Consider the following 19,586-nt stretch of genomic DNA (forward strand, 5'->3'; position numbering starts at 1 on the left):
CGCCCCGTCTGGGCGCTCTACATCTTGAGAAAGACCTTCAGGAGAAACCTACATGCCGATGAGCGCCCACGAAATCGAAGCCCTACTGCGCGAAACCTTTCCGGATGCGGAAATTCAGGTTGGCGGCAGTGATGGCGTGCATATGTCCGCAATGGTCGTGGACGAGAGCTTTCGCGGGAAAAACCGGGTGCAGCAGCAGCGAGCAGTCTATTCGGCCCTGAAGGGCAAGATGGACGGCGCGGACGGAGAGTTACACGCTCTGGCGCTGACGACGAAAGTGCCTGAGTGAGCACGGCTTTTTGGGCATATTCGATTTGGGGCGCCGTGTTTGTCGGCATCGTCGGTATTTATGTCGTCGCCATTGTCAGGCGTAGCCGCTCTGCACGAAGACCCATCACGCGTGGACGCAAAGGGGCGACCCCCAGTCAGAATGCCAGCGTGGTCGCCTCAACGATGGACGGAGGCAGGGGGGGCGCGGTGAGTGCGATAGTTGTTCCGCGTGATCCGCAGCAATACGCAAAGACAATGGCTCCCAAAAAATGAACGGCTGGCTCTTCTGGATAGGCATCATTGCAGCATTGATAGTTGCCGCCGCTCTGATCGAAGCCTATGTGAAGCGCAACAGAAAGCGTAAGCTGGCCGACATGCGCCCGGACCCGGACAAGATCAGCAAGGTCGGCGGCATTGAACGATACGGGCTGGATCCGCTGGCCCTGGCACAGGCCGAGCATCGGCGACTTGAGGAAGAAGGATGGGGTCCCGACCCGTCACAAGATGAAACGACCGCCCCCGACGCGGGTGAAAAGGACAAGCAAGATGACCGACGTTAAGACTCAGATCGACGAAACCGTCAAAGCCAACGATGTGGTGCTCTACATGAAAGGCACCAAAGAGATGCCCCAATGTGGGTTCTCGTCCCGCGTGGCCGGCGTGCTGAATTACATGGGCGTTGAATATGCCGATGTTAATGTTCTGGCCGACGAAGACGTTCGTCAGGGCATCAAGGATTATTCTGACTGGCCGACAGTTCCACAGCTGTATGTCAAAGGTGAATTCGTCGGTGGCTGCGACATCATCACCGAGATGACCCTGTCGGGCGAATTGGACACTTTGTTTGACGAAAACGGTGTCGAATTCAACAAGGAAGCTGCTGACAAAATTCGCGAAGCAAACGCCTGATCAGCGACTGTTGCAATTCTCCAAAACAACCTGCTCACTGGCGGCCCCTCCGGTCGCCAGAAAGCTGACTGTCGCATCCCACCCTTTTGATCGCAGGATATACGACCCGGTCTCTCCTACGGTTTCATAGCGAATACCCGATCCGCTGGGCACTTGCTGCAGGGCAACCAATTGGTTGTCCACCATCATCGCCGCCGCACCAGACCCATCAGCCGCATTGAAATACGCAACCTGCAATTCAACGCCATTCTGGCAGGTGAAGGTAACCGGTAGGATATCTATTTCCGCCCAGGCCAAGCCCCCCGGTAGACCAATCAGACCGGTCAACGCTACCGTTTTCAACACATTCATTTTGCCGTTTTCTCCTCAACCACCGAGGCCAGGGCTTCGGCGCGTGCGGCCAGTTCGGCCAGTGTGTCCGTGACCGAAGGCGGGACGACGGCCACTTCAATTCTTTCAGGCTCGGGCTCAGGTCGGTTGCGCAGGCTTTGCAATTCGGCTTCAACTTCGGCCAACTTGGACTCTGCCCGTTTGAGCTTGTCATCTGTAGCGGCGGTCTTGTCGGCCAGCATCAGCCCGGCCATCAACAGCATGCGTGCTTCGGGCATCCGACCGATCTGATCAGACAAAACCTGCGCTTCGTCATCCAGCATTTTCGCCGCAGATTGCAGAAATGGCTCTTCACCGTCCTGGCAGGAAACGTCAAAACCACGGCCACCGATATGAATGGTCAATTCGGGCATTACTCTACCTCCCCCTCAGCCAGCTTTGCCTGCGACAGCAACGGTTCCAGCCGGGCCAGTACCGCCTGAGCTTCGGCAGCGTCCGTCGCCTGCGCAGCCTTCGTCGCCTCAAGCTCGGCCACAGTCGCGCGGTTCAACAGCTCGGCATCGGCCAGACCGTCCTTGCTGGCCGCCCGCAACTCATCAACCGAGTTGCGCAGTTGTTCGTTCGCCTTGCGCATACGTTGAAGATCATCATCCAAACGCGACATGGCCGCGCCGTGGCTGGCACGTTCCGCACGCAGCATCTCAAGCTCTGCGCTTAACTCCGCAACACGCTCGCTGTCGGCCAATTCGGACCGCAACTTTCTATTCTCATCTTCAAGCGACTGCGTTTTGCTCACAACCGATTTAAGTTCATCGTTTTCTGTCTTGAGAACAACCAGTTCGTCCTGGTTTTCCAATGCAGCCTTAGCCTCTGCCAACTCGGCCCTGGCCGCTTCGACCGCCGCCAATTTGGCGGTGGCCTCTGACAGCTGCTGACGCAACGCGCCGTTTTCAGGATCTTCGGCTGGCGTTGCTTTCAGCGCATCCATGTCGGCGCGCATCGCGTCGACTTCTTTCTCGTGCCGTTCCTTGAGGGATTTCAGCCGCTCTTCCAGCTGCGCATTGGCGACGCGCTCGTCTTCCAATGCCGTGTGTAGAGCGGTGTCGTCACCGCCACTTGCAGGCACCGCGTCACGCAGGGCGTCGACCCCGGTTCCGATCCTCTCCATCGCGGCAACGATACGGCGCTGTAATTCTTCGATCTGGCTCATGCCCCTGCCACCTCTTTACCAAGGTTCACTTTTTCGCGGCCCATCCGAATCAATACAGGCCGGGTATTGGCCTAGTCTAACCGAATGAAACGGAAAATACCCACTGTTTGCTTTCAATCACTTGGACAGCATTCTTGAACCACGAATGCGACGCCACCCTCGGTTCCACTTGCACTTTGGGGGGTGGATGGTATTGAGCGCCCCATCTGCCTGTAATCCAAAGGAACAACGCCCGTGGACCTGACTGCGCTGCGCAATGCCAATCCTGAACACTGGAACAAGGCTGCGGCTATCCGCACCCTGACCCTTGACGCCGTCGCTGCCGCCAATTCCGGCCATTCCGGTATGCCGATGGGCATGGCCGACGTTGCGACCGTGCTGTTTGAAAAGCATCTGAAATTCGACGCCTCGGCCCCGAACTGGCCCGATCGTGATCGGTTCATCCTGTCTGCAGGTCACGGTTCGATGCTGGTCTATTCTCTGCTGTATCTCACCGGTCATGCGGACGTGACGCTGGACGAGATCAAGAACTTCCGCCAGCTGGGTGCGAAAACTGCAGGCCACCCGGAAAACTTCCTGGTGGACGGGATTGAAACCACGACCGGACCACTGGGTCAGGGCATTTCCAACGCAGTTGGTTTCGCCATGGCCGAAGAAATTCAGCGCGCCCATTACGGTAAAAAGGTTGTCGACCACTATACTTACGTCATCGCGGGTGACGGCTGCCTGATGGAAGGCGTCAGCCAGGAAGCCATCACTCTGGCTGGCCGTCATGAGCTCAGCAAACTGATTGTTTTCTGGGACAACAACAACATCACCATCGACGGCACCGTGGATATTGCCGATCGCACCGATCAAGTGCGCCGTTTCAAGGCTTCGGGCTGGAACGTGATTGAAATCGATGGTCATGATCCGATCGCGATTGATGCGGCCATTGTGCAAGCCAAATCATCGAACAAACCATCCATGATCGCCTGCGAAAGCCATATTGCGCTTGGTCACGCCGCACAAGATACTTCCAAAGGTCACGGCGCACTGACCGATCAGGATCAGCTGAAAGCCGCCAAAAACGGCTATGGTTGGCCCCATGATGCCTTTGTGGTCCCTACTGACGTCAAATCGGCTTGGGAGGCCATCGGTGCCCGTGGCGCGGCTGAACGCGCCGAATGGGAAGAGCGTTTCGCGCAGATTTCCGAACGCAAACAGGCCGAATTCAACCGCGCCTATGCGTTTGATGCACCTAAGAAACTGGCCGGTGCCATCCGTGCGTTCAAAAAACAGATGTCGGAAGATCAGCCGAAACTCGCCACCCGCGCGTCTTCGGAAAAGGTTCTGAACGTCGTGAACCCGATCATGCCCGAGACCGTTGGCGGTTCGGCCGACTTGACCGGGTCGAACAACACCAAATCTGCGGATATGGGCGTATTCCTGCCGGAAAACCGCAAGGGTCGCTATATTCACTATGGTATCCGTGAGCACGGAATGGCCGCAGCGATGAACGGTATGGCGCTGCACGGTGGTATCCGCCCATATGGCGGCACGTTCATGGCGTTCACCGACTATGCCCGCCCCTCTATGCGTTTGGCCGCTTTGATGAAGGTGCCGACGGTCTTCGTGATGACCCATGACTCGATTGGTCTGGGCGAAGACGGCCCGACCCACCAGCCGGTCGAGCATTTGGCAATCTCGCGCGCAACGCCGAACACTTATGTGTTCCGTCCTGCTGATGTTGTCGAGACGGCTGAGGCCTGGGAGTTGGCTCTGACCTTCAAGAATAGCCCGTCCGTTCTGTCGCTGACCCGTCAGGGCGTGCCGACGGTTCGCAAAGAACACAAGACCAAGAACCTGACCGCACAGGGCGCGTATGTTCTGGCCGACGCGGACAGCAAACGTCAGGCCATCCTGATCGCCACCGGGTCCGAAGTATCGCTGGCGATGGAAGCCAAAGCGATGCTTGAGGCTGAAGGCATTGGCACCCGCGTCGTCTCAATGCCCTCGATGGAGCTGTTCGCCGAGCAGGATGAAGCCTATCGAAAGCGCGTCCTGCCAGGTGGACCCGTCCGCGTTGGTATTGAGGCCGCCGTTCGCGCCGGTGGCTGGGATCGCTGGTTGCTGGGTGAACGTGGTCGCGAAGCCAAAGCCGGTTTCATCGGCATGTCCAGCTTCGGTGCGTCGGCCCCAGCCGGTGAACTGTACAAGCATTTCGGCATCACCGCCGAGGCGACAGTGGCCAAGGTCAAGGAACTGCTGGGTCAATAAACGCTCGGCTCATCAGCCAGATACAAAAAGGGCGGCTTTGGCCGCCCTTTCCTATTTTGGCTGCTTTAGCTCGGCCTTCAACGCCGTATAGGCCCGTTTCGCATAACCCAACCGCAACTCATACCGTTCTGCTGGCACAATCCTATCGGGCACGTTCAGCCCTGCAGCAGACAAAACCTGCCTAACATGCGTTCCATATAGCGGAATGAATTGCGCCGACTGGCCGCTGAGCAGGTTAAACAATCGCCCCCCTGCCCACTTGGCGCGTCGGGCCGCAGTCTCCGCCGTGTCGATCCGGAAATACAGTACTTGGTAAAGCCTGAGCGGTTCAAACGGTATTTGTTCCGCACCAAGGTTCATGGCCGACAAGGCCGCCGCTTTGCGTTTGGCTGCCCGTCCCTTCAATTGTATGCGAACCCAACTCTGGACCGGTCTAAAAGTCGGTAAATGGCTCAGGTCTCTCATTTCAGGATTATGAATTTAATGCGCATCAGTCTTCTTTGAAAACATCCCGATCATCGGCCCGACCACCTTTGTCGCCACCGGGATCAGAACAAATCCCCATGCCAGACCGAACACACCGTCCATCGTTGCCTTGGATACCCATTCAACAACGCCGGTCCACTGCTCAGACACGGAATGACCAATGGCATAGGCCCAGTCGTGGATGTGGTGTCCCAGCCACCCAAAGCCCAGAACCTCCATCCCGTGAATGATGATGGAACCGCCGACCCACAACATCGCGGCGGTGCCGACTATGGACAGGATTTTCATGACAACCGGCATGGCTTTGACCAACCCGCGCCCAAGCCCTCGCCCAATCGGTGTCGGTGCGTTTTGCGCGAGGTACAGCCCGACATCGTCCATCTTCACGATCAGGGCAACTGACCCGTAGACCGCCACGGTGACACCGATCCCCACAACCGCCAAGGTCGCGGCCTGCATCCACAGGTTTGGGGCCTCAATCGCGGCCAGCGCAATCGTCATGATTTCAGCCGAAAGGATAAAATCTGTCTTGATCGCGCCTTTGACCTTTTGCTCTTCCAGATGGCCGGGGTCGCGAATGGCCATATCTTCGTCGATAACGTGACTGCCATGAGGGAATAGGACATGAAATATCTTCTCGGCCCCTTCGAAACACAAATAAGAGCCGCCGATCATCAACAAAGGCGTAATCAACCACGGTGCAAAGTTCGCCAGCAGTAAGGCAACCGGCAGCAGCAGGATGATCTTGTTAAAGATAGATCCGCGCGCGATACGCCAGATGATCGGCAATTCCCGCGCCGGGGCGAATCCCTGAACGTATTTCGGGGTCACGGCGGCATCGTCAATGATAACGCCTGCGGTCTTCGCCCCTGCCTTCCCGGCAGCCGCGACCACATCATCCACAGACGATGCCGCTACCTTTGCAATACCCGCTACATCATCCAACAGGGCCAACAGACCGCTCATGGTGTTTCCTTTCAATTCACCTGCCGCACCCGGAGCCTACCCGATCCGACGGCTAGCGCAAGCGTTAGCGCAACCGGCATAGGTTTGCGCTAACACGTTAAAAATATGTCACTTTTGGTCTTTTGAGAAAGCGCTTTGACCGCTATATGGCGTCCAACGCAAGCGCATTTGGAGACAGCACATGACCATCAAGGTCGGTATCAATGGTTTTGGCCGCATTGGCCGCTGCACGTTGTCGCATATCGCGGCATCCGCCCGCAACGACATCGAAGTGATCAAGGTCAACGCAACCGGCCCGCTGGAAACCACAGCGCACCTGCTAAAGTATGACAGTGTCCACGGACGTTTCCCCCGCGATGTCGCAATCGACGGAAAAACCATGGATCTGGGCCGCGGCCCGATGGAGATGTTCTCGACCTATGACATGAATGAACTGGACTGGGATGGCTGCGATGTCGTTCTGGAATGCACCGGTAAATTCAATGACGGTCTGAAAGCCAAAACGCACCTAGATCGTGGTGCGCAAAAGGTCCTGCTGTCAGCCCCCGGCAAGAACGTCGATAAGACCATCGTGTATGGTGTAAACCACAACAGCCTTGTGACCGATGATAAAATGGTCTCGAACGGTTCGTGCACCACGAACTGCCTTGCTCCGCTTGCCAAGGTACTGGACGAGGGCATCGGCATCGAGAACGGCATCATGACCACGATCCATGCTTATACCGGCGACCAGCCGACCCTGGACCGCCGTCACAGCGATTTGTACCGCGCCCGTGCTGCCGCGATGTCGATGATCCCGACCTCAACAGGTGCCGCGAAAGCACTGGGCGAGGTTCTGCCCAACCTGAAAGGTCGCCTGGATGGTTCGGCCATTCGTGTTCCGACCCCGAATGTTTCTGCGGTTGATCTGACATTCCGCGCCGCACGTGATGTAACGGTAGAAGAAGTGAACGCCATCGTACGCGAGGCCTCGCAGGGTTCGATGCAGCGCGTTCTGGGCTATGAGCCCGCTCCGCTGGTTTCGACCGATTTCAACAACACCGAAGAAAGCTCGATCTTCGCACCCGATCAGACCCGCGTGGTCGGCGACCGCATGGTCCGCGTTCTGGCATGGTACGACAACGAATGGGCGTTCTCGGTCCGCATGGCAGACGTTGCAGTTGCCATGGGTCGCCTTAACTAAGGTTGCTTTGAAATCTTGAACCTTTTCGCCCGCTCAGGTTAACTGGGCGGGCGTTTTCGTCCGGGGCTAGCATGACAAATCAAATCGCCATTTGGCTTGCCCTGCTCATTCTGGGCTTGTTCGTTATCAGCTATGCCCTCTTTGGAACCGAACAATTCGTGTTCCTTGGCAAGAAACTCTACTTCTTTCTGGACTGGCTCGCCTTCTGGCGTTGACTGAGGTTTTGCTTGACTTTTTCTCTGATCTGGCTTTGTTAGCGCTAACTTCATATTGGCCGCAATTCGCACGGAGCAGGACATGACACTCAAGCTGGCAATCAACGGATTTGGACGGATCGGACGCGGCGTGCTGCGGGCCGTCATAGAATCCGGGCAGACGGACGTTGAAATCGTTGCGATAAACGACTTGGCGAAGCCGGAAATGAACGCGCATTTGTTCGAATTCGACAGCGTCCATGGCCGGTACGGCAAACCGGTCACTTTAACCGAGGCAGGCCTGGACGTTGGAAACGGTCCGATCCGCCTGAGCAGCGAACGCGAGCCGGAAAAACTGGATTGGTCCGATGTGGACGTCGTTCTGGAATGCACTGGCGTATTCCGCACACGCGAAGCTGCATCCCGCCATTTCACGAACGGATCGAAGAAGGTTTTGATCTCGGCCCCAGCCCGCGGCGATGGCGCGGTAAAAACGATTGTGTTCGGCGTCAACGATCACGAGCTGACGGCTGAAGATAACGTGGTGTCCAACGCGTCTTGCACGACCAATTGCTTGTCACCGGTTGCCGCAGCACTGGATGCAGGGCTTGGCATTGTGCATGGCAACATGACCACGGTTCACGCCTACACAGCCAGCCAACCCGTCCACGACACTGCCGGGAAAGACCCATACCTGTCCCGCGCGGCAGCATTGTCGATGATTCCGACCACAACAGGCGCGGCCTCTGCCGTTGGCCTCGTCTTGCCGCAATTGGCCGGAAAACTGACAGGTCAGGCTATTCGTGTCCCAACCCCGAACGTGTCCGTGGTTGATCTGGTCGCCGAAGTCTCGCGCCCGACAACGGAAGAAGAAGTCAACGCGCTGTTTACCGAAGCCGCAGCCAGAATCCCCGGAGTTCTGGCGGCAGAGAACCGCCCGTTGGTCTCGGTGGATTTTAACCACGACCCACACAGTTCGACCGTTTCATTGCCGGAAACCAAGGTGACCGACGGCACACTGGTGCGTGTGCTGGCGTGGTATGACAACGAATGGGGTTTTTCGAACCGGATGCTAGACACCGCCGCGGCGATGGGAGCCCTATCCTAAACGGTCACGCAGCGCAGCATTGACGCGGGGCGTGACGAATTTCGACACGTCCCCGTCCAACCGGGCGATTTCCTTAACCAACTTGGAGGCAATGGCCTGATGCCGCGCCTCGGCCATCAGGAAGACCGTCTCGATCGAGTCGTCCAATGCCCGGTTCATTCCGACCATCTGGAATTCATACTCAAAATCCGCAACCGCCCGCAGCCCGCGGACAATGATCTGCGCCCCAACATCGCGGGCGCAGTCGATCAGCAGGTTTTCAAAGGGATGCGCAACGATTTCAGTTCCCGTTTGCTCAGTCAGATGGGCGCATTCCGCCTCGATCATCGCAACGCGTTCCTCAAGTGAGAACAATGGGCCCTTGTCGCGGTTGATCGCGACGCCAATGACGAGCTTGTCCACCAAAGCAGCCGCACGGCGAATGATATCGATATGACCCAGGGTGATTGGATCGAATGTTCCGGGATATAATCCAACCCTCATCGTGGCCTCCTGCGCAATAAACTTTCTGCGCTAGCAAACATAACTTCGCCGCAGGTGCAAGAGGCAGCTATGGGGATCAAGGGCGTCAATGCCCCATGATCATGCCTTGCAGCGCGTCTTTTTCCATAGCCAGTTCCGCCAGCTGCGCCTTAACCACGTCGCCCAGCGTCACGATCCCTACCAGCTTGCCGTCTTCAACAACGGGCATGTGGCGAAAGCGCCCTTCGGTCATGCGCGTCATGATATCCTGAACCGTGTCCTGCTGAGTGGCTGTCACAAGGTTACGGGTCATATAGGCGCTGACTGGCTGCGCCAGGCAACCACTGCCGCTTGCGGCCAACTCCCTTACGATGTCCCGCTCGGAAAGGATGCCAGATGCCGTTTCGCCGCCATCTTCTGATACAACAACCGTCCCGATCCGTTTTTCGGCTAGGATTTTCGAGGCGTCAGCCACAGTGATTGTCGGGCTGACTGTCTCGACCCCTCCGGTGGCCTTGGATTTCAGAATGGCCTGAACGAGCATAAGCGTAACCTCCGAAATAATGTCCTGTTTTCCAAAGCGTTGCCGGAATGCTTAAACCTGTCAAGGTGACACTTGAGCCTCAAGCCGCTCAACCTCTTCCCGAATACCCTGAGACAAGGCCTGCGCAAACCGGTTCAACCTTTCATTCCGCTGATCGCCCTGATGTCGCACCAGGTGAAAACTCCGGGTCAAACTCACCTGATCCGTCAGGATTTTCTGCAGGTTGGGATGAAACGGCAAGGTGAAGTCATGCGCAACACAAACCCCCGTTCCAAGCGTGGCCTGCCGCAGCTGAACCGACACCGAATTCGATGCAAGCGCGACACGGTCAACACCGATATCCACTAGATAATCCAGCTCGCGGTCAAAGATCATATCCGGAATGTAGCCAATCATGCGATGGCCACTCAGGTCTTGGACCGTGCGGATTGCCGGGTAAGAGGCCAGATAGTCGCGCGTCGCAACAAGGTGCAGTTTGTAATCGGTGATTTTCTGGACCAGAAGGCTCCCAGCTGTTGGTGCACTGACGGTCACCGCCATATCAGCCTCGCGCCGGGACAGGTTGATCACGCGCGGCAGGGCCAGAATCTGAATATCCAGATCGGGGTTTGCATCGCTGATTTTCGCGCAGACCTGCGGCAAAAGATAGTTGGCCGACCCGTCTGGCGCGCCAATCCGTATTTGTCCGCTGAGCGTTTTTGACGTTCCCGCCATTGCACCCGCCGCCGCGCGCATCGCCTCTTCTGCTTTTTGCCCGTGTTCCATTAGGCGCTCACCCGCAGCGGTCAAAAGGTAGCCTTGCTGCGACTTGGTAAACAGGGGAGCTTCCAATGAGGCTTCTAACCGAGCAATCCGCCGCCCGACGGTGGCAGGGTCGATCTTCAGCTGACGCCCGGCAGCCGAAAGGCTTTCTTCTCGCGCGACGGCCAGAAAGACCCGCATATCATCCCAGTTCGGTGTCACGCCCTGCCCTTTGCATTTTTGCAAAACCTCTTTGGGACATTGCCTCTGTTCAAGCAATTTATGCAAGCCTATTGTGCGCACAAATGCATCGGAGGAGATCTGCAATGACCGAGCTGTCCCATTTCATCAACGGCGAGAATGTCGCCGGAACCTCAGGACGATTTGACGACGTCTTTAACCCTGCCACTGGAGAGGTTCAGTACAAGTGCCCGATGGCAAGTGCTGCTGAAACCACAGCCGCAATCGAAAGCGCAGCCGCCGCGCAGCTGACCTGGGGGGCAACCAACCCGCAGAAACGCGCACGTGTCATGATGGCAATGGTTCACCTGATGAATCGCGACATGGACAAGCTGGCCGAAGCGCTGAGCCGCGAGCATGGCAAAACTATCCCTGACGCAAAAGGCGATCTGCAGCGCGGTCTGGAAGTGATCGAATACTGCATCGCCGCGCCTCAGATGCTGAAAGGTGAATTCACCGACAGCGCAGGTCCGGGCATTGACATGTATTCGATGCGTCAGCCGCTGGGTGTTGTTGCTTCGATCATGCCGTTCAATTTCCCGGCCATGATGCCGCTGTGGCACGTGGGTCCTGCACTGGCCTGCGGCAACGCCGTGGTTCTGAAACCGTCTGAGCGTGACCCCTCGGTACCGCTGATGCTGGCTGAACTGTTCGTCGAAGCCGGCCTGCCCAAGGGCGTCTTCCAGGTCGTCAACGGCGACAAAGAGGCCGTGGACACTCTGCTGGACAGCGATACCATTCAGGGCGTGTCCTTTGTTGGCTCGACCCCGATCGCGCAATACATCTATTCCCGCGCAACCGCGAACGGTAAGCGCGCGCAGTGTTTCGGCGGCGCCAAGAACCACATGATCGTCATGCCTGACGCGGATTTGGATCAGGCTGCCGACGCTCTGGTCGGTGCCGGGTTTGGCGCGGCGGGCGAACGCTGCATGGCCATCTCGGTTGCTGTGCCAGTTGGCGAAGAAACCGCTGACGCTCTGATCGAAAAACTGATCCCGCGCGTCGAAAAGCTGAAGGTCGGACCTTACACCGCCGGTGATGACGTCGACATGGGCCCAGTTGTAACCGGCGCTGCCAAAGAGCGTATTCTTGGTCTGATCAATTCGGGTGTGGAACAAGGCGCGAAGCTGGTTGTTGATAACCGCGACTTCAGCTTGCAGGGCTATGAGGACGGATTCTTTGTCGGCCCACACCTGTTCGATAATGTGACGCCTGAGATGGACATCTACAAGCAAGAGATTTTTGGCCCGGTTCTGTCGACCGTGCGCGCAGGCTCTTATGAAGAAGCTCTGAAACTGGCGATGGACCATGAGTATGGCAATGGCACCGCGATCTTTACGCGCGATGGCGACACTGCGCGCGACTTTGCCAGCCGTGTGAATATCGGCATGGTCGGTATCAACGTTCCGATCCCGGTTCCGCTGGCCTACCACACCTTTGGCGGCTGGAAGAAATCCATGTTTGGTGACCTGAACCAGCACGGTCCGGACAGCTTCAAGTTCTACACCCGCACGAAAACCGTTACGGCCCGTTGGCCGTCGGGCATCAAAGAAGGTGGCGAGTTCAACTTCAAAGCGATGGACTGATTTTTAGCGTCAAATTGACCAAAGGCCGCCTCAATGGGCGGCCTTTTTCGTTCCTCGTCAAGGTATCAGTTGTTTAGGAGCTCGCTCAGATCTGCCAATTTGGTTTTCAGCTCATAAGATACGGGACTTTCCAGGGTTTCTGATTTCTTGGTCATATCGTGCGGTCTCCGAACATCTGTGGGCCTGTCCCTTGGAAATGGAGGGGCCAAGTTAGAAAAATACCCCAAGCCTTATCCGGCAAACAGCAAAACCCTGTCCGGACACCGGTCAATTCCCCGTCCGAGCAGGCAAAAAACCGCGTGAAACATGTAAATCTCACGGAAAATTTAAGCCAAGCATCTGGCCCTGAAGCAACGCAGTCACTAAATTGCTGGAAACTCTCGAGCAGTCCTTCAGGAGGCATCCGTGTCCAGTTCCCGTATTAATCGTCGTACCGCCTTGCTGGGTGCTGCGTCCGTCCTTGCGACACCGACGCTGTTGCGCGCCGAAAGTTCAGATGCTTTCCCAACAACAGAAGAGGCGATCAGCACGCAACTGCCGGTGCGCCGCAATGTCTCGTCCTTCTCGCAACAGAACTGGCAGGACCATTTTGACCAGCTGGGCGCTGGCGCTTTGCTGGCCGATATCACAAGCCGCGCGGTGCACTATTGGGGACCCGATGGCACCTACAAGCTGTACCCCAGTTCGGTACCGATGAGCGAAGAGCTGACCAAGCGCGGCTATACCAAAGTTGTGCGCAAAGCGGAAAACCCAAGCTGGACGCCGACCGCCTCGATGCGCGAACGCGACCCGCTTTTGCCGGTTCGTATGGAAGGCGGGGAGCCCGGCAACCCGCTGGGTACACGCGCCATGTATCTAGGTTGGCCAGCTTATCTTGTGCACGGAACTCATGATACGCGAAAGATCGGACGCCAAAGCTCGTCAGGGTGCATTGGCCTGTATAACCAACATGTCGAGGAGCTTTATCCTCTGGTAAAAGTCGGAACCCAAGTCAGACTAGTCTAACGAAAAAGCCCCGGTCATCAGAACCGGGGCTTTCTTCTACTCAGATGGGGGTCTTATTCCGGCAGGATCACCGCATCGACGACGTGGATCACACCATTGCTGGTTTCGATGTCGGCCTGAACGACTTTAGCGTCGTTCACTTTTACGCCGTTCTTGGCGTTCACGCTCAGACGGTCGCCTTGTACGGTAAGCACCTTCGCACGTTTGCCAGCGATATCACCCGACATCACCTTGGCCGGGACCACGTGATAGGTAAGGATTTCGACCAACTGATCTTTGTTTTCAGGCAACAGCAGCGTTTCCACCGTACCTTCGGGCAGTGCCGCAAAAGCTTCATCAGTCGGTGCGAACACTGTGAACGGTCCGTCACTTTTCAACGTGTCGACAAGACCCGCGGCCTGAACGGCGGCGACCAATGTGTTGAAGGAACCGGCTGATACTGCGGTATCCACGATATCTGCAGCCTGTGCTTTTACAGGCAGTGTCAGTGCAATTGCGGCGGCGGCGCCCATAAACGTACGACGAAACATGGCTGTCATCTCCTCTCCAGCTTGGTTATGGAAAGGGGTACGGGCGCTTAGTCGCGCCGGATCACTAACTGATCAATTTTCTTTGACCTGCACCCATAAACTTTGAGCACGACCGTCCTTCAAAAATGGCAAGGATTCTACCGCATCGGGGCAATCCTGCTGTAGGTAGTAGCCGGGCCAAAGCATTGAATATGCACCAGATTGCAGGAGTGCATGCAGCATGTACTGCTCACCCCAGCCCGGGCAATCATAGAAGAACCGTTTGGGATATTCGTAGGGCAGAAAAACATCGTGCACATGAATGACCACACCGGGTTTGAGCGCCGGAATGATGCGGCAGAACAGGTGCGCGACGTCATTGCTCATGCGGACAACGTGGCTGGAATCGATGAACAACACGTCGCCAGCTTCGAGCTGTTCAAAGAGCGTCGGGTCGATCTCCTCCAAACGTTTTTGTTCGAACTGATCCACCACATGCGCGATGTCTGCCCGGGGATACGGATCGATTGCGGTGACCTTGGTCTCCAATCCGCCGTCGATAATCGCCTGCCGCGTTACACGGGTCGAGTTTCCGCAACCCACCTCGATCACCCGCTTGGGTTTGAACCGGCGGATCATCAGATACAGCGCGTCCGCATCCGGGCTGTCGTAGTAGGCGTTGTTAATACGATATCCGGTCTTGTTGCGCGCAGGGTCTTTCAGAGCTTCCAGCGAAGCGGAATGTTCTTGGTATTCCGACACCAGCTGGGCAATGTCGAACCCCTCCATCCCCGGTGACAGGGCATAGGCAGGCCGGGTCAAACCCCCTGCCCGTTCGAACGCCTCAAGACGCGCACGCTCATCCCGTTCGGTCACTTTGTCGATCAGTTTTACACCCAACCGGTCAAGCACGGCGTTCAGCCGGGGGAATTTCCTTGGTTTCACGGGGGTGGCTCCGGGTTTGGTGATAATCTGAACGCCTCCTTACCTGTGCGTATGGGGGCTTCGCAAGAACCCAGCTGGCAAACACTTGGCAAAAAGACAATTTCCGTATTCACTGGTCAGAACACAGTTGCGAGGGCCGGAATGCAGCAGGAATTTACGCTGGGCATCGAAGAAGAGTATCTGCTGGTTGCTCGAGACAGTCTGGAACTCGCCGAAGCGCCTGCCGCGTTAATGGAAGCCTGCCAGGCCGATTTTGAAGGACAGGTCAGCCCCGAATTCCTGCAATGCCAGATCGAGGTCGGTACGCGACCGCATGTGAACATCAGCTCTGCACGCGAGGATCTGAAACGCTTGCGGTCCTGTGTTTCGAAACGCGCCGCCGAGCACAACCTTGCCCCAATCGCTGTTTCCTGCCACCCCTTTGCCGACTGGAAAAAGCAGCAACACACGCGCAAAGACCGATATGACGCGCTCCAACACGCGTTGGGCGGAGTGGCGCGGCGTATGCTTATCTGTGGAATGCATGTCCATATCGGGGTGGCCGATTCAGCCTTGCGCGCCGACCTGATTCCGCAGCTGTCCTACTTTCTGCCGCATCTCTTGGCCTTGTCGACGTCATCGCCCTATTGGAACGGTGAGGACACAGGACTGTCTTCGTACAGGTTAACGGTGTTCGACAACTTGCCACGGACAGGACTCCCGCCGATCTTTTCCGGCTGGTCCGAATATGAACGTACTACGGGCGTCCTGGTCGAACTGGGCGTGATCGAAGATACCACGAAAATCTGGTGGGATTTGCGACCGTCGCACCAATATCCAACGCTGGAGACCCGGATCATGGACGTGCAGCCCCGCATGGAGCATGCACTTTCACTGGCCGCAATGGTGCAGGCGTTAACGCGCATGCTATGTCGCTTGAAAGACCGAAATCTCAGGTGGCGACAATACGATCGCTTTCTCATTGGCGAAAACCGCTGGCGTGCGCAGCGCTATGGCGTTGGCGAAGGGATGATTGACTTCGGAGATCGCTCAATCAAACCCATGCCGGAACTTATGGGCGAATTGATGGGTCTACTGGCCGAAGACGCCGAAGCTCTGGGCACCATGACTGAGTTGGCAAAGCTGCAGCAGATTGCCCAGAACGGCACCTCGGCCACCCGCCAGCGCCGGGTACATGCCGAGGCAGCGGCAAAAGGTGATGACCCCGGCAAGGCTGTGGTTCAACACTTGATTGACGAATTCCATCAAGACCTCTGAACGTTGGCACGTTCTCCCGCACAAGAATGTGCCCGTGATTGATGGCCGTGCAAAATTTCTGTAAGGATTGGGAAATAAACACTCGTTCAATTCAACGGGCAGCGTGGGAGGCAATCCATGGATTTCGCAACAACCGAAGAGCAGAACGCAATCTTCGACATGGCCCATGATTTCGGGCAGGAAAACATCGCCCCATTTGCCCGCCAGTGGGAAGCCGAAGGCACCATCCCCAAAGACCTTTGGCCGCGCATTGGTGAGCTGGGTTTCGGCGGCCTTTATGTCTCGGAAGACAGCGGCGGTTCTGGCCTGTCTCGTCTGGACGCCACGCTTGTGTTCGAAGCTTTGTCGATGGCCTGCCCCTCTGTCGCGGCCTTTCTGTCGATCCACAACATGTGCGCCAAGATGCTGGACAGCTTCGCCAGTGACGAGCTGAAATGCCGCATCATGCCCGATGTTCTTAGCTTGAACACCGTGCTCAGCTATTGCCTGACCGAGCCCGGCTCAGGTTCGGACGCGGCCGCTTTGAAAACCCGCGCGGAACGAACGAACGAAGGCTATACTTTGAACGGCACCAAGGCTTTCATCTCGGGGGGCGGGTATTCGGATGCCTATGTCTGCATGGTGCGCACCGGCCAGGATGGGCCCAAGGGCATTTCGACGGTCTATGTCGAGGATGGCACCCCAGGCCTGAGCTTTGGCGCGCTGGAACAGAAGATGGGGTGGAAAAGCCAGCCTACTGCTCAGGTACAGTTCGACGATTGCAAGATCCCCTCCGACAACCTTGTCGGTGTCGAGGGTGACGGTTTTAAATACGCGATGAAGGGACTGGATGGCGGACGTCTGAACATCGCGTCCTGTTCTCTAGGTGCCGCACAAACCGGGTTGAACATGACACTGCAATACATGTCCGAGCGGAAGGCTTTCGGGCAGTCCATCGACCAGTTTCAGGCCCTTCAGTTCCGTCTGGCAGATATGGAGATCGAGCTGCAGGCCGCCCGGACATTCCTGCGTCAGGCGGCGTGGAAGTTGGATCAGGGCGCGCCCGATTCAACAAAGTTCTGCGCTATGGCCAAGAAATTCGTGACCGAGACGGGATCGAAAGTGGTGGATCAGTGCCTGCAATTGCACGGCGGCTATGGTTATCTGGCCGACTATGGCATCGAAAAACTTGTGCGCGATCTGCGCGTGCATCAAATTTTGGAAGGCACGAACGAGATCATGCGGGTCATCGTTGCCCGCCAGATGCTCTCTCAGCGCTGAGGACTTTATGTCAGACATCTATATTCGCACCGCAGGCCGTGCCGGTCGTATCACCCTGACCCGAACCAAGGCCCTGAATGCACTCAGCTATGACATGTGCCTGGCGATCGACACCGCGCTGCGCAACTGGCGCGAGGACGACGCGGTCGAACTGGTTATTCTGGATGCCGAGGGCGACAAGGCCTTTTGCGCGGGCGGTGACATTGCCGAGCTTTATGAGACCGGCACCAAGGGCGATTTTGAATACGGCCGAAAGTTCTGGCGCGATGAGTACCGCTTGAATGCTCTGATCTTCGAATACCCAAAGCCAGTAGTCAGCTTTCTTCAGGGGTTCACGATGGGTGGTGGCGTCGGCATCGGTTGCCATGGTAGCCATCGCATCGTGGGTGAAACGTCGCAAATCGCCCTGCCTGAATGCTCGATTGGTTTGGTTCCGGATGTCGGCAGCACACTGATGCTGGCACTCGCACCCGGACGGTTAGGTGAATATCTCGGCACTACCGGTCATCGTATGGGTCCAGCAGATGCCATTCTGGCCGGTTTCGCAGATCATTACATTCCGATCCAGCAATGGCCGGATCTGATCGACATGCTTGAAGCATCCGGCGACGCCAGCATTCTTGAAAGCCATTCCGAAACGCCGCCCCAAGGCTCGTTGGGCGCAATGCAAGATGCGATTGAGTCAGATTTCGGTGGCGAAACTCTTGCAGATATACAGAACAGCCTGCGCAACTCGAACAATGAAGCCGCCGCTGACGCACTGAAGTTGATCGGGCGCAATTCGCCACTCTCCATGGCGTGCACGGTCGAAATGCTGCACCGTCTCCGCACTCCAAACCTGACCATACGCAAGGCGTTGGAACTGGAGTACCGATTTACCTATCGCGCGATGGAACACGGGGACTTTCTGGAGGGTATCCGGGCGCAGATCATCGACAAGGATCGCAACCCGAGCTGGCGCCATCAGAACCAAGACGTACCGGCTGTCGCTGTTTCAAAGATGCTACAACCTTTGGGCGCGGACACGCTGACTTTTGAGGAGGATTAAGGAATGAAAATCGGGTTTATCGGTCTGGGCAACATGGGCAATCCGATGGCGGCCAACCTTGCCAAAGCAGGGCATGATGTCAGCGGCTTTGACATGGCGGATGTCTCTGTCCCGGGTGTCACTATCGCCAGCTCCGGTCCTGAGGCCGCGACTGGTGCCGACATCGTCGTGACCATGCTGCCGAACGGACAGATCCTGCGGGCGGTGGCAAAAGAGATCATTCCCGCCATGGTGCCCGGAGCGGTCTGGATCGACTGTTCAACGGTCGATGTCGACAGCGCCCGTGCCGTCGCTGAGCAGGCCAAGGAAGCGGACGTTCTCGCAGTAGACGCCCCTGTGTCAGGTGGCATCGGCGGTGCGGCGGCGGGTACGCTAACCTTCATGGCAGGCGGTAGCGACGCGGCGTTTGAAAAGGCATCGCCGCTGTTCGACATCATGGGTCAGAAAGCTGTGCATTGCGGCGAATCCGGTGCTGGTCAAGCGGCCAAGATTTGCAACAACATGATCCTGGGCGTAACCATGATCGCCACCTGCGAGGCCTTTGCGCTGGCCGACAAGCTTGGGCTGGACCGGCAGAAGATGTTTGACGTGGTCAGCACGTCCTCGGGCTATAGCTGGACGATGAACGCCTACTGCCCCGCCCCCGGCGTTGGACCTGCCAGCCCGGCGGATAACGACTATCAACCCGGATTTGCGGCCGAGCTGATGCTAAAAGACCTGCGGCTCAGCCAGCAAGCTGCTGAAAGCTCGGACGCAGACACGCCCATGGGACAGGTTGCAACAGCGCTTTATGAGAAATTCGTCGAATCCGAAGACGGACTGGGCAAGGATTTTTCCGCCATGCTGCCACGTTTTGAAAACCGTACCAGGGGCTAGCTGCCGCAGGGTGGCAACTTCCTGCCCATCGGGTTGACCGGCGGACAAACAGCGGCCATCTGTTTCCTAACCGCGCTTTAACGCGAAAGGAAACATGATGTCGCGAATTCTGTCTGTTACTTTGACCATTGTCGCGCTTTCATTGAGTCCGGCTACAGCAATGGCTGGGAACGGAAAGAGTAAGGCGGGTCATTGCCC

General features: G+C 57.0%; 23 protein-coding genes. 13 read left to right on the forward strand and 10 right to left on the reverse strand.

The annotated features are described in order from the left end of the window. The first annotated feature begins 52 nt into the window (after positions 1-52). The 3 genes from AC2FI9_RS02040 (at position 53) to grxD (ending at position 1,179) form a co-directional block, all read left to right on the forward strand. Positions 53-289, forward strand: a complete 237-nt coding sequence (locus AC2FI9_RS02040) for a BolA/IbaG family iron-sulfur metabolism protein (protein WP_108858706.1) — start codon at positions 53-55, stop codon at positions 287-289. Between the two features lie 250 nt (positions 290-539). Next, complete coding sequence (locus AC2FI9_RS02045; protein WP_496765095.1) at positions 540-830, forward strand: hypothetical protein; 291 nt, start codon at positions 540-542, stop codon at positions 828-830. Then, positions 817-1,179: a Grx4 family monothiol glutaredoxin gene (gene grxD, locus AC2FI9_RS02050; protein ID WP_496765098.1), complete on the forward strand. Its 363-nt coding sequence runs from the start codon at positions 817-819 to the stop codon at positions 1,177-1,179. The genes AC2FI9_RS02045 and grxD overlap by 14 nt, the downstream gene beginning before the upstream one ends. Here grxD and AC2FI9_RS02055 read toward each other — a convergent pair whose 3' ends face one another. From AC2FI9_RS02055 to AC2FI9_RS02065, 3 genes are read right to left on the reverse strand one after another with little or no spacing between them, the layout of a single operon-like run. Further along, complete coding sequence (locus tag AC2FI9_RS02055) at positions 1,180-1,530, reverse strand: MliC family protein (protein WP_496765100.1); 351 nt, start codon at positions 1,528-1,530, stop codon at positions 1,180-1,182. Then, positions 1,527-1,922: a cell division protein ZapA gene (locus AC2FI9_RS02060; RefSeq protein WP_496739919.1), complete on the reverse strand. Its 396-nt coding sequence runs from the start codon at positions 1,920-1,922 to the stop codon at positions 1,527-1,529. The genes AC2FI9_RS02055 and AC2FI9_RS02060 overlap by 4 nt, the downstream gene beginning before the upstream one ends. Next, positions 1,922-2,719 carry a hypothetical protein gene (locus tag AC2FI9_RS02065; protein WP_496765102.1) on the reverse strand — a complete coding sequence of 266 codons (798 nt, stop codon included), beginning with the start codon at positions 2,717-2,719 and terminating at the stop codon, positions 1,922-1,924. The genes AC2FI9_RS02060 and AC2FI9_RS02065 overlap by 1 nt, the downstream gene beginning before the upstream one ends. Before the next feature lie 234 nt (positions 2,720-2,953). Here AC2FI9_RS02065 and tkt point away from each other — a divergent pair, with 234 nt between their 5' ends. Further along, complete coding sequence (gene tkt / locus AC2FI9_RS02070; protein WP_496765105.1) at positions 2,954-4,978, forward strand: transketolase; 2,025 nt, start codon at positions 2,954-2,956, stop codon at positions 4,976-4,978. 51 nt (positions 4,979-5,029) lie between these two features. On the opposite strand, the gene AC2FI9_RS02075 is transcribed toward tkt, so the two are convergent. Continuing rightward, positions 5,030-5,338 (reverse strand): hypothetical protein, encoded by a 309-nt coding sequence (locus AC2FI9_RS02075; protein WP_496765108.1) that lies wholly within the window; start codon positions 5,336-5,338, stop codon positions 5,030-5,032. Positions 5,339-5,458: 120 nt separating this feature from the next. Next, positions 5,459-6,430: a DUF808 domain-containing protein gene (locus AC2FI9_RS02080; protein WP_496739915.1), complete on the reverse strand. Its 972-nt coding sequence runs from the start codon at positions 6,428-6,430 to the stop codon at positions 5,459-5,461. Between the two features lie 181 nt (positions 6,431-6,611). On the opposite strand from AC2FI9_RS02080, the gene gap (AC2FI9_RS02085) reads away from it, so the two are divergent. The 3 genes from gap (AC2FI9_RS02085) to gap (AC2FI9_RS02095) all read left to right on the forward strand — a co-directional run bounded on the left by gap (AC2FI9_RS02085) (position 6,612) and on the right by gap (AC2FI9_RS02095) (position 8,915). After that, on the forward strand, positions 6,612-7,613 hold the full coding sequence (gene gap, locus AC2FI9_RS02085) for a type I glyceraldehyde-3-phosphate dehydrogenase (RefSeq protein ID WP_496722660.1): 1,002 nt from the start codon (positions 6,612-6,614) through the stop codon (positions 7,611-7,613). A 71-nt stretch (positions 7,614-7,684) separates the two neighbouring features. Further along, a complete protein-coding gene (locus tag AC2FI9_RS02090; RefSeq protein ID WP_282151119.1) occupies positions 7,685-7,828 on the forward strand; it encodes a hypothetical protein in 144 nt (47 codons plus the stop codon). Positions 7,829-7,910: 82 nt separating this feature from the next. Next, positions 7,911-8,915 (forward strand): type I glyceraldehyde-3-phosphate dehydrogenase, encoded by a 1,005-nt coding sequence (gene gap, locus AC2FI9_RS02095; protein WP_496765121.1) that lies wholly within the window; start codon positions 7,911-7,913, stop codon positions 8,913-8,915. Here the strand turns inward: gap (AC2FI9_RS02095) and coaD are convergent. The 3 genes from coaD to AC2FI9_RS02110 all read right to left on the reverse strand — a co-directional run bounded on the left by coaD (position 8,907) and on the right by AC2FI9_RS02110 (position 10,884). Further along, positions 8,907-9,398: a pantetheine-phosphate adenylyltransferase gene (gene coaD, locus AC2FI9_RS02100; RefSeq protein WP_170412872.1), complete on the reverse strand. Its 492-nt coding sequence runs from the start codon at positions 9,396-9,398 to the stop codon at positions 8,907-8,909. The genes gap (AC2FI9_RS02095) and coaD overlap by 9 nt on opposite strands. Before the next feature lie 85 nt (positions 9,399-9,483). After that, positions 9,484-9,921: a CBS domain-containing protein gene (locus AC2FI9_RS02105; protein WP_058271514.1), complete on the reverse strand. Its 438-nt coding sequence runs from the start codon at positions 9,919-9,921 to the stop codon at positions 9,484-9,486. A gap of 60 nt (positions 9,922-9,981) precedes the next feature. Continuing rightward, positions 9,982-10,884, reverse strand: a complete 903-nt coding sequence (locus AC2FI9_RS02110) for a LysR family transcriptional regulator (RefSeq protein ID WP_496765141.1) — start codon at positions 10,882-10,884, stop codon at positions 9,982-9,984. Positions 10,885-10,988: 104 nt separating this feature from the next. Here AC2FI9_RS02110 and AC2FI9_RS02115 point away from each other — a divergent pair, with 104 nt between their 5' ends. Both AC2FI9_RS02115 and AC2FI9_RS02120 read left to right on the forward strand, forming a co-directional pair. Then, positions 10,989-12,488 (forward strand): CoA-acylating methylmalonate-semialdehyde dehydrogenase, encoded by a 1,500-nt coding sequence (locus AC2FI9_RS02115; RefSeq protein WP_108858716.1) that lies wholly within the window; start codon positions 10,989-10,991, stop codon positions 12,486-12,488. A gap of 405 nt (positions 12,489-12,893) precedes the next feature. Continuing rightward, positions 12,894-13,493: a L,D-transpeptidase gene (locus AC2FI9_RS02120; RefSeq protein ID WP_496765147.1), complete on the forward strand. Its 600-nt coding sequence runs from the start codon at positions 12,894-12,896 to the stop codon at positions 13,491-13,493. 53 nt (positions 13,494-13,546) lie between these two features. Here the strand turns inward: AC2FI9_RS02120 and AC2FI9_RS02125 are convergent, their stop codons facing one another. Further along, positions 13,547-14,023: a fasciclin domain-containing protein gene (locus AC2FI9_RS02125; RefSeq protein WP_496722649.1), complete on the reverse strand. Its 477-nt coding sequence runs from the start codon at positions 14,021-14,023 to the stop codon at positions 13,547-13,549. Positions 14,024-14,095: 72 nt separating this feature from the next. After that, the gene (locus AC2FI9_RS02130; RefSeq protein WP_496765150.1) at positions 14,096-14,947 is read right to left on the reverse strand and encodes a class I SAM-dependent methyltransferase; all 852 of its coding nucleotides are present in this window, start codon (positions 14,945-14,947) and stop codon (positions 14,096-14,098) included. A gap of 141 nt (positions 14,948-15,088) precedes the next feature. Between AC2FI9_RS02130 and AC2FI9_RS02135 the strand changes: the two genes are divergently transcribed. From AC2FI9_RS02135 to mmsB, 4 genes are all read left to right on the forward strand, one after another. Next, positions 15,089-16,204 carry a carboxylate-amine ligase gene (locus AC2FI9_RS02135; RefSeq protein ID WP_496765153.1) on the forward strand — a complete coding sequence of 372 codons (1,116 nt, stop codon included), beginning with the start codon at positions 15,089-15,091 and terminating at the stop codon, positions 16,202-16,204. 117 nt (positions 16,205-16,321) lie between these two features. Further along, positions 16,322-17,464, forward strand: a complete 1,143-nt coding sequence (locus AC2FI9_RS02140; RefSeq protein ID WP_496765158.1) for an acyl-CoA dehydrogenase family protein — start codon at positions 16,322-16,324, stop codon at positions 17,462-17,464. Positions 17,465-17,471: 7 nt separating this feature from the next. Further along, positions 17,472-18,512 carry an enoyl-CoA hydratase/isomerase family protein gene (locus tag AC2FI9_RS02145; protein WP_496765161.1) on the forward strand — a complete coding sequence of 347 codons (1,041 nt, stop codon included), beginning with the start codon at positions 17,472-17,474 and terminating at the stop codon, positions 18,510-18,512. A 3-nt stretch (positions 18,513-18,515) separates the two neighbouring features. Next, on the forward strand, positions 18,516-19,388 hold the full coding sequence (mmsB, locus tag AC2FI9_RS02150; RefSeq protein ID WP_496765163.1) for a 3-hydroxyisobutyrate dehydrogenase: 873 nt from the start codon (positions 18,516-18,518) through the stop codon (positions 19,386-19,388). The last annotated feature ends 198 nt before the right edge of the window (positions 19,389-19,586 follow it).

It is taken from the genome of Ruegeria sp. CDSA246 (assembly GCF_059611225.1).

Coding starts and splice junctions, on each gene's coding strand:
- AC2FI9_RS02040 (WP_108858706.1), top strand. CDS start 53: ATGCCGATGAGCGCCCACGAAATCGAAGCCCTACTGCGCGAAACCTTT.
- AC2FI9_RS02045 (WP_496765095.1), top strand. CDS start 540: ATGAACGGCTGGCTCTTCTGGATAGGCATCATTGCAGCATTGATAGTT.
- grxD (WP_496765098.1), top strand. CDS start 817: ATGACCGACGTTAAGACTCAGATCGACGAAACCGTCAAAGCCAACGAT.
- AC2FI9_RS02055 (WP_496765100.1), bottom strand. CDS start 1,530: ATGAATGTGTTGAAAACGGTAGCGTTGACCGGTCTGATTGGTCTACCG.
- AC2FI9_RS02060 (WP_496739919.1), bottom strand. CDS start 1,922: ATGCCCGAATTGACCATTCATATCGGTGGCCGTGGTTTTGACGTTTCC.
- AC2FI9_RS02065 (WP_496765102.1), bottom strand. CDS start 2,719: ATGAGCCAGATCGAAGAATTACAGCGCCGTATCGTTGCCGCGATGGAG.
- AC2FI9_RS02075 (WP_496765108.1), bottom strand. CDS start 5,338: ATGAACCTTGGTGCGGAACAAATACCGTTTGAACCGCTCAGGCTTTAC.
- AC2FI9_RS02080 (WP_496739915.1), bottom strand. CDS start 6,430: ATGAGCGGTCTGTTGGCCCTGTTGGATGATGTAGCGGGTATTGCAAAG.
- gap (WP_496722660.1), top strand. CDS start 6,612: ATGACCATCAAGGTCGGTATCAATGGTTTTGGCCGCATTGGCCGCTGC.
- AC2FI9_RS02090 (WP_282151119.1), top strand. CDS start 7,685: ATGACAAATCAAATCGCCATTTGGCTTGCCCTGCTCATTCTGGGCTTG.
- gap (WP_496765121.1), top strand. CDS start 7,911: ATGACACTCAAGCTGGCAATCAACGGATTTGGACGGATCGGACGCGGC.
- coaD (WP_170412872.1), bottom strand. CDS start 9,398: ATGAGGGTTGGATTATATCCCGGAACATTCGATCCAATCACCCTGGGT.
- AC2FI9_RS02105 (WP_058271514.1), bottom strand. CDS start 9,921: ATGCTCGTTCAGGCCATTCTGAAATCCAAGGCCACCGGAGGGGTCGAG.
- AC2FI9_RS02115 (WP_108858716.1), top strand. CDS start 10,989: ATGACCGAGCTGTCCCATTTCATCAACGGCGAGAATGTCGCCGGAACC.
- AC2FI9_RS02125 (WP_496722649.1), bottom strand. CDS start 14,023: ATGTTTCGTCGTACGTTTATGGGCGCCGCCGCCGCAATTGCACTGACA.
- AC2FI9_RS02135 (WP_496765153.1), top strand. CDS start 15,089: ATGCAGCAGGAATTTACGCTGGGCATCGAAGAAGAGTATCTGCTGGTT.
- AC2FI9_RS02140 (WP_496765158.1), top strand. CDS start 16,322: ATGGATTTCGCAACAACCGAAGAGCAGAACGCAATCTTCGACATGGCC.
- AC2FI9_RS02145 (WP_496765161.1), top strand. CDS start 17,472: ATGTCAGACATCTATATTCGCACCGCAGGCCGTGCCGGTCGTATCACC.
- mmsB (WP_496765163.1), top strand. CDS start 18,516: ATGAAAATCGGGTTTATCGGTCTGGGCAACATGGGCAATCCGATGGCG.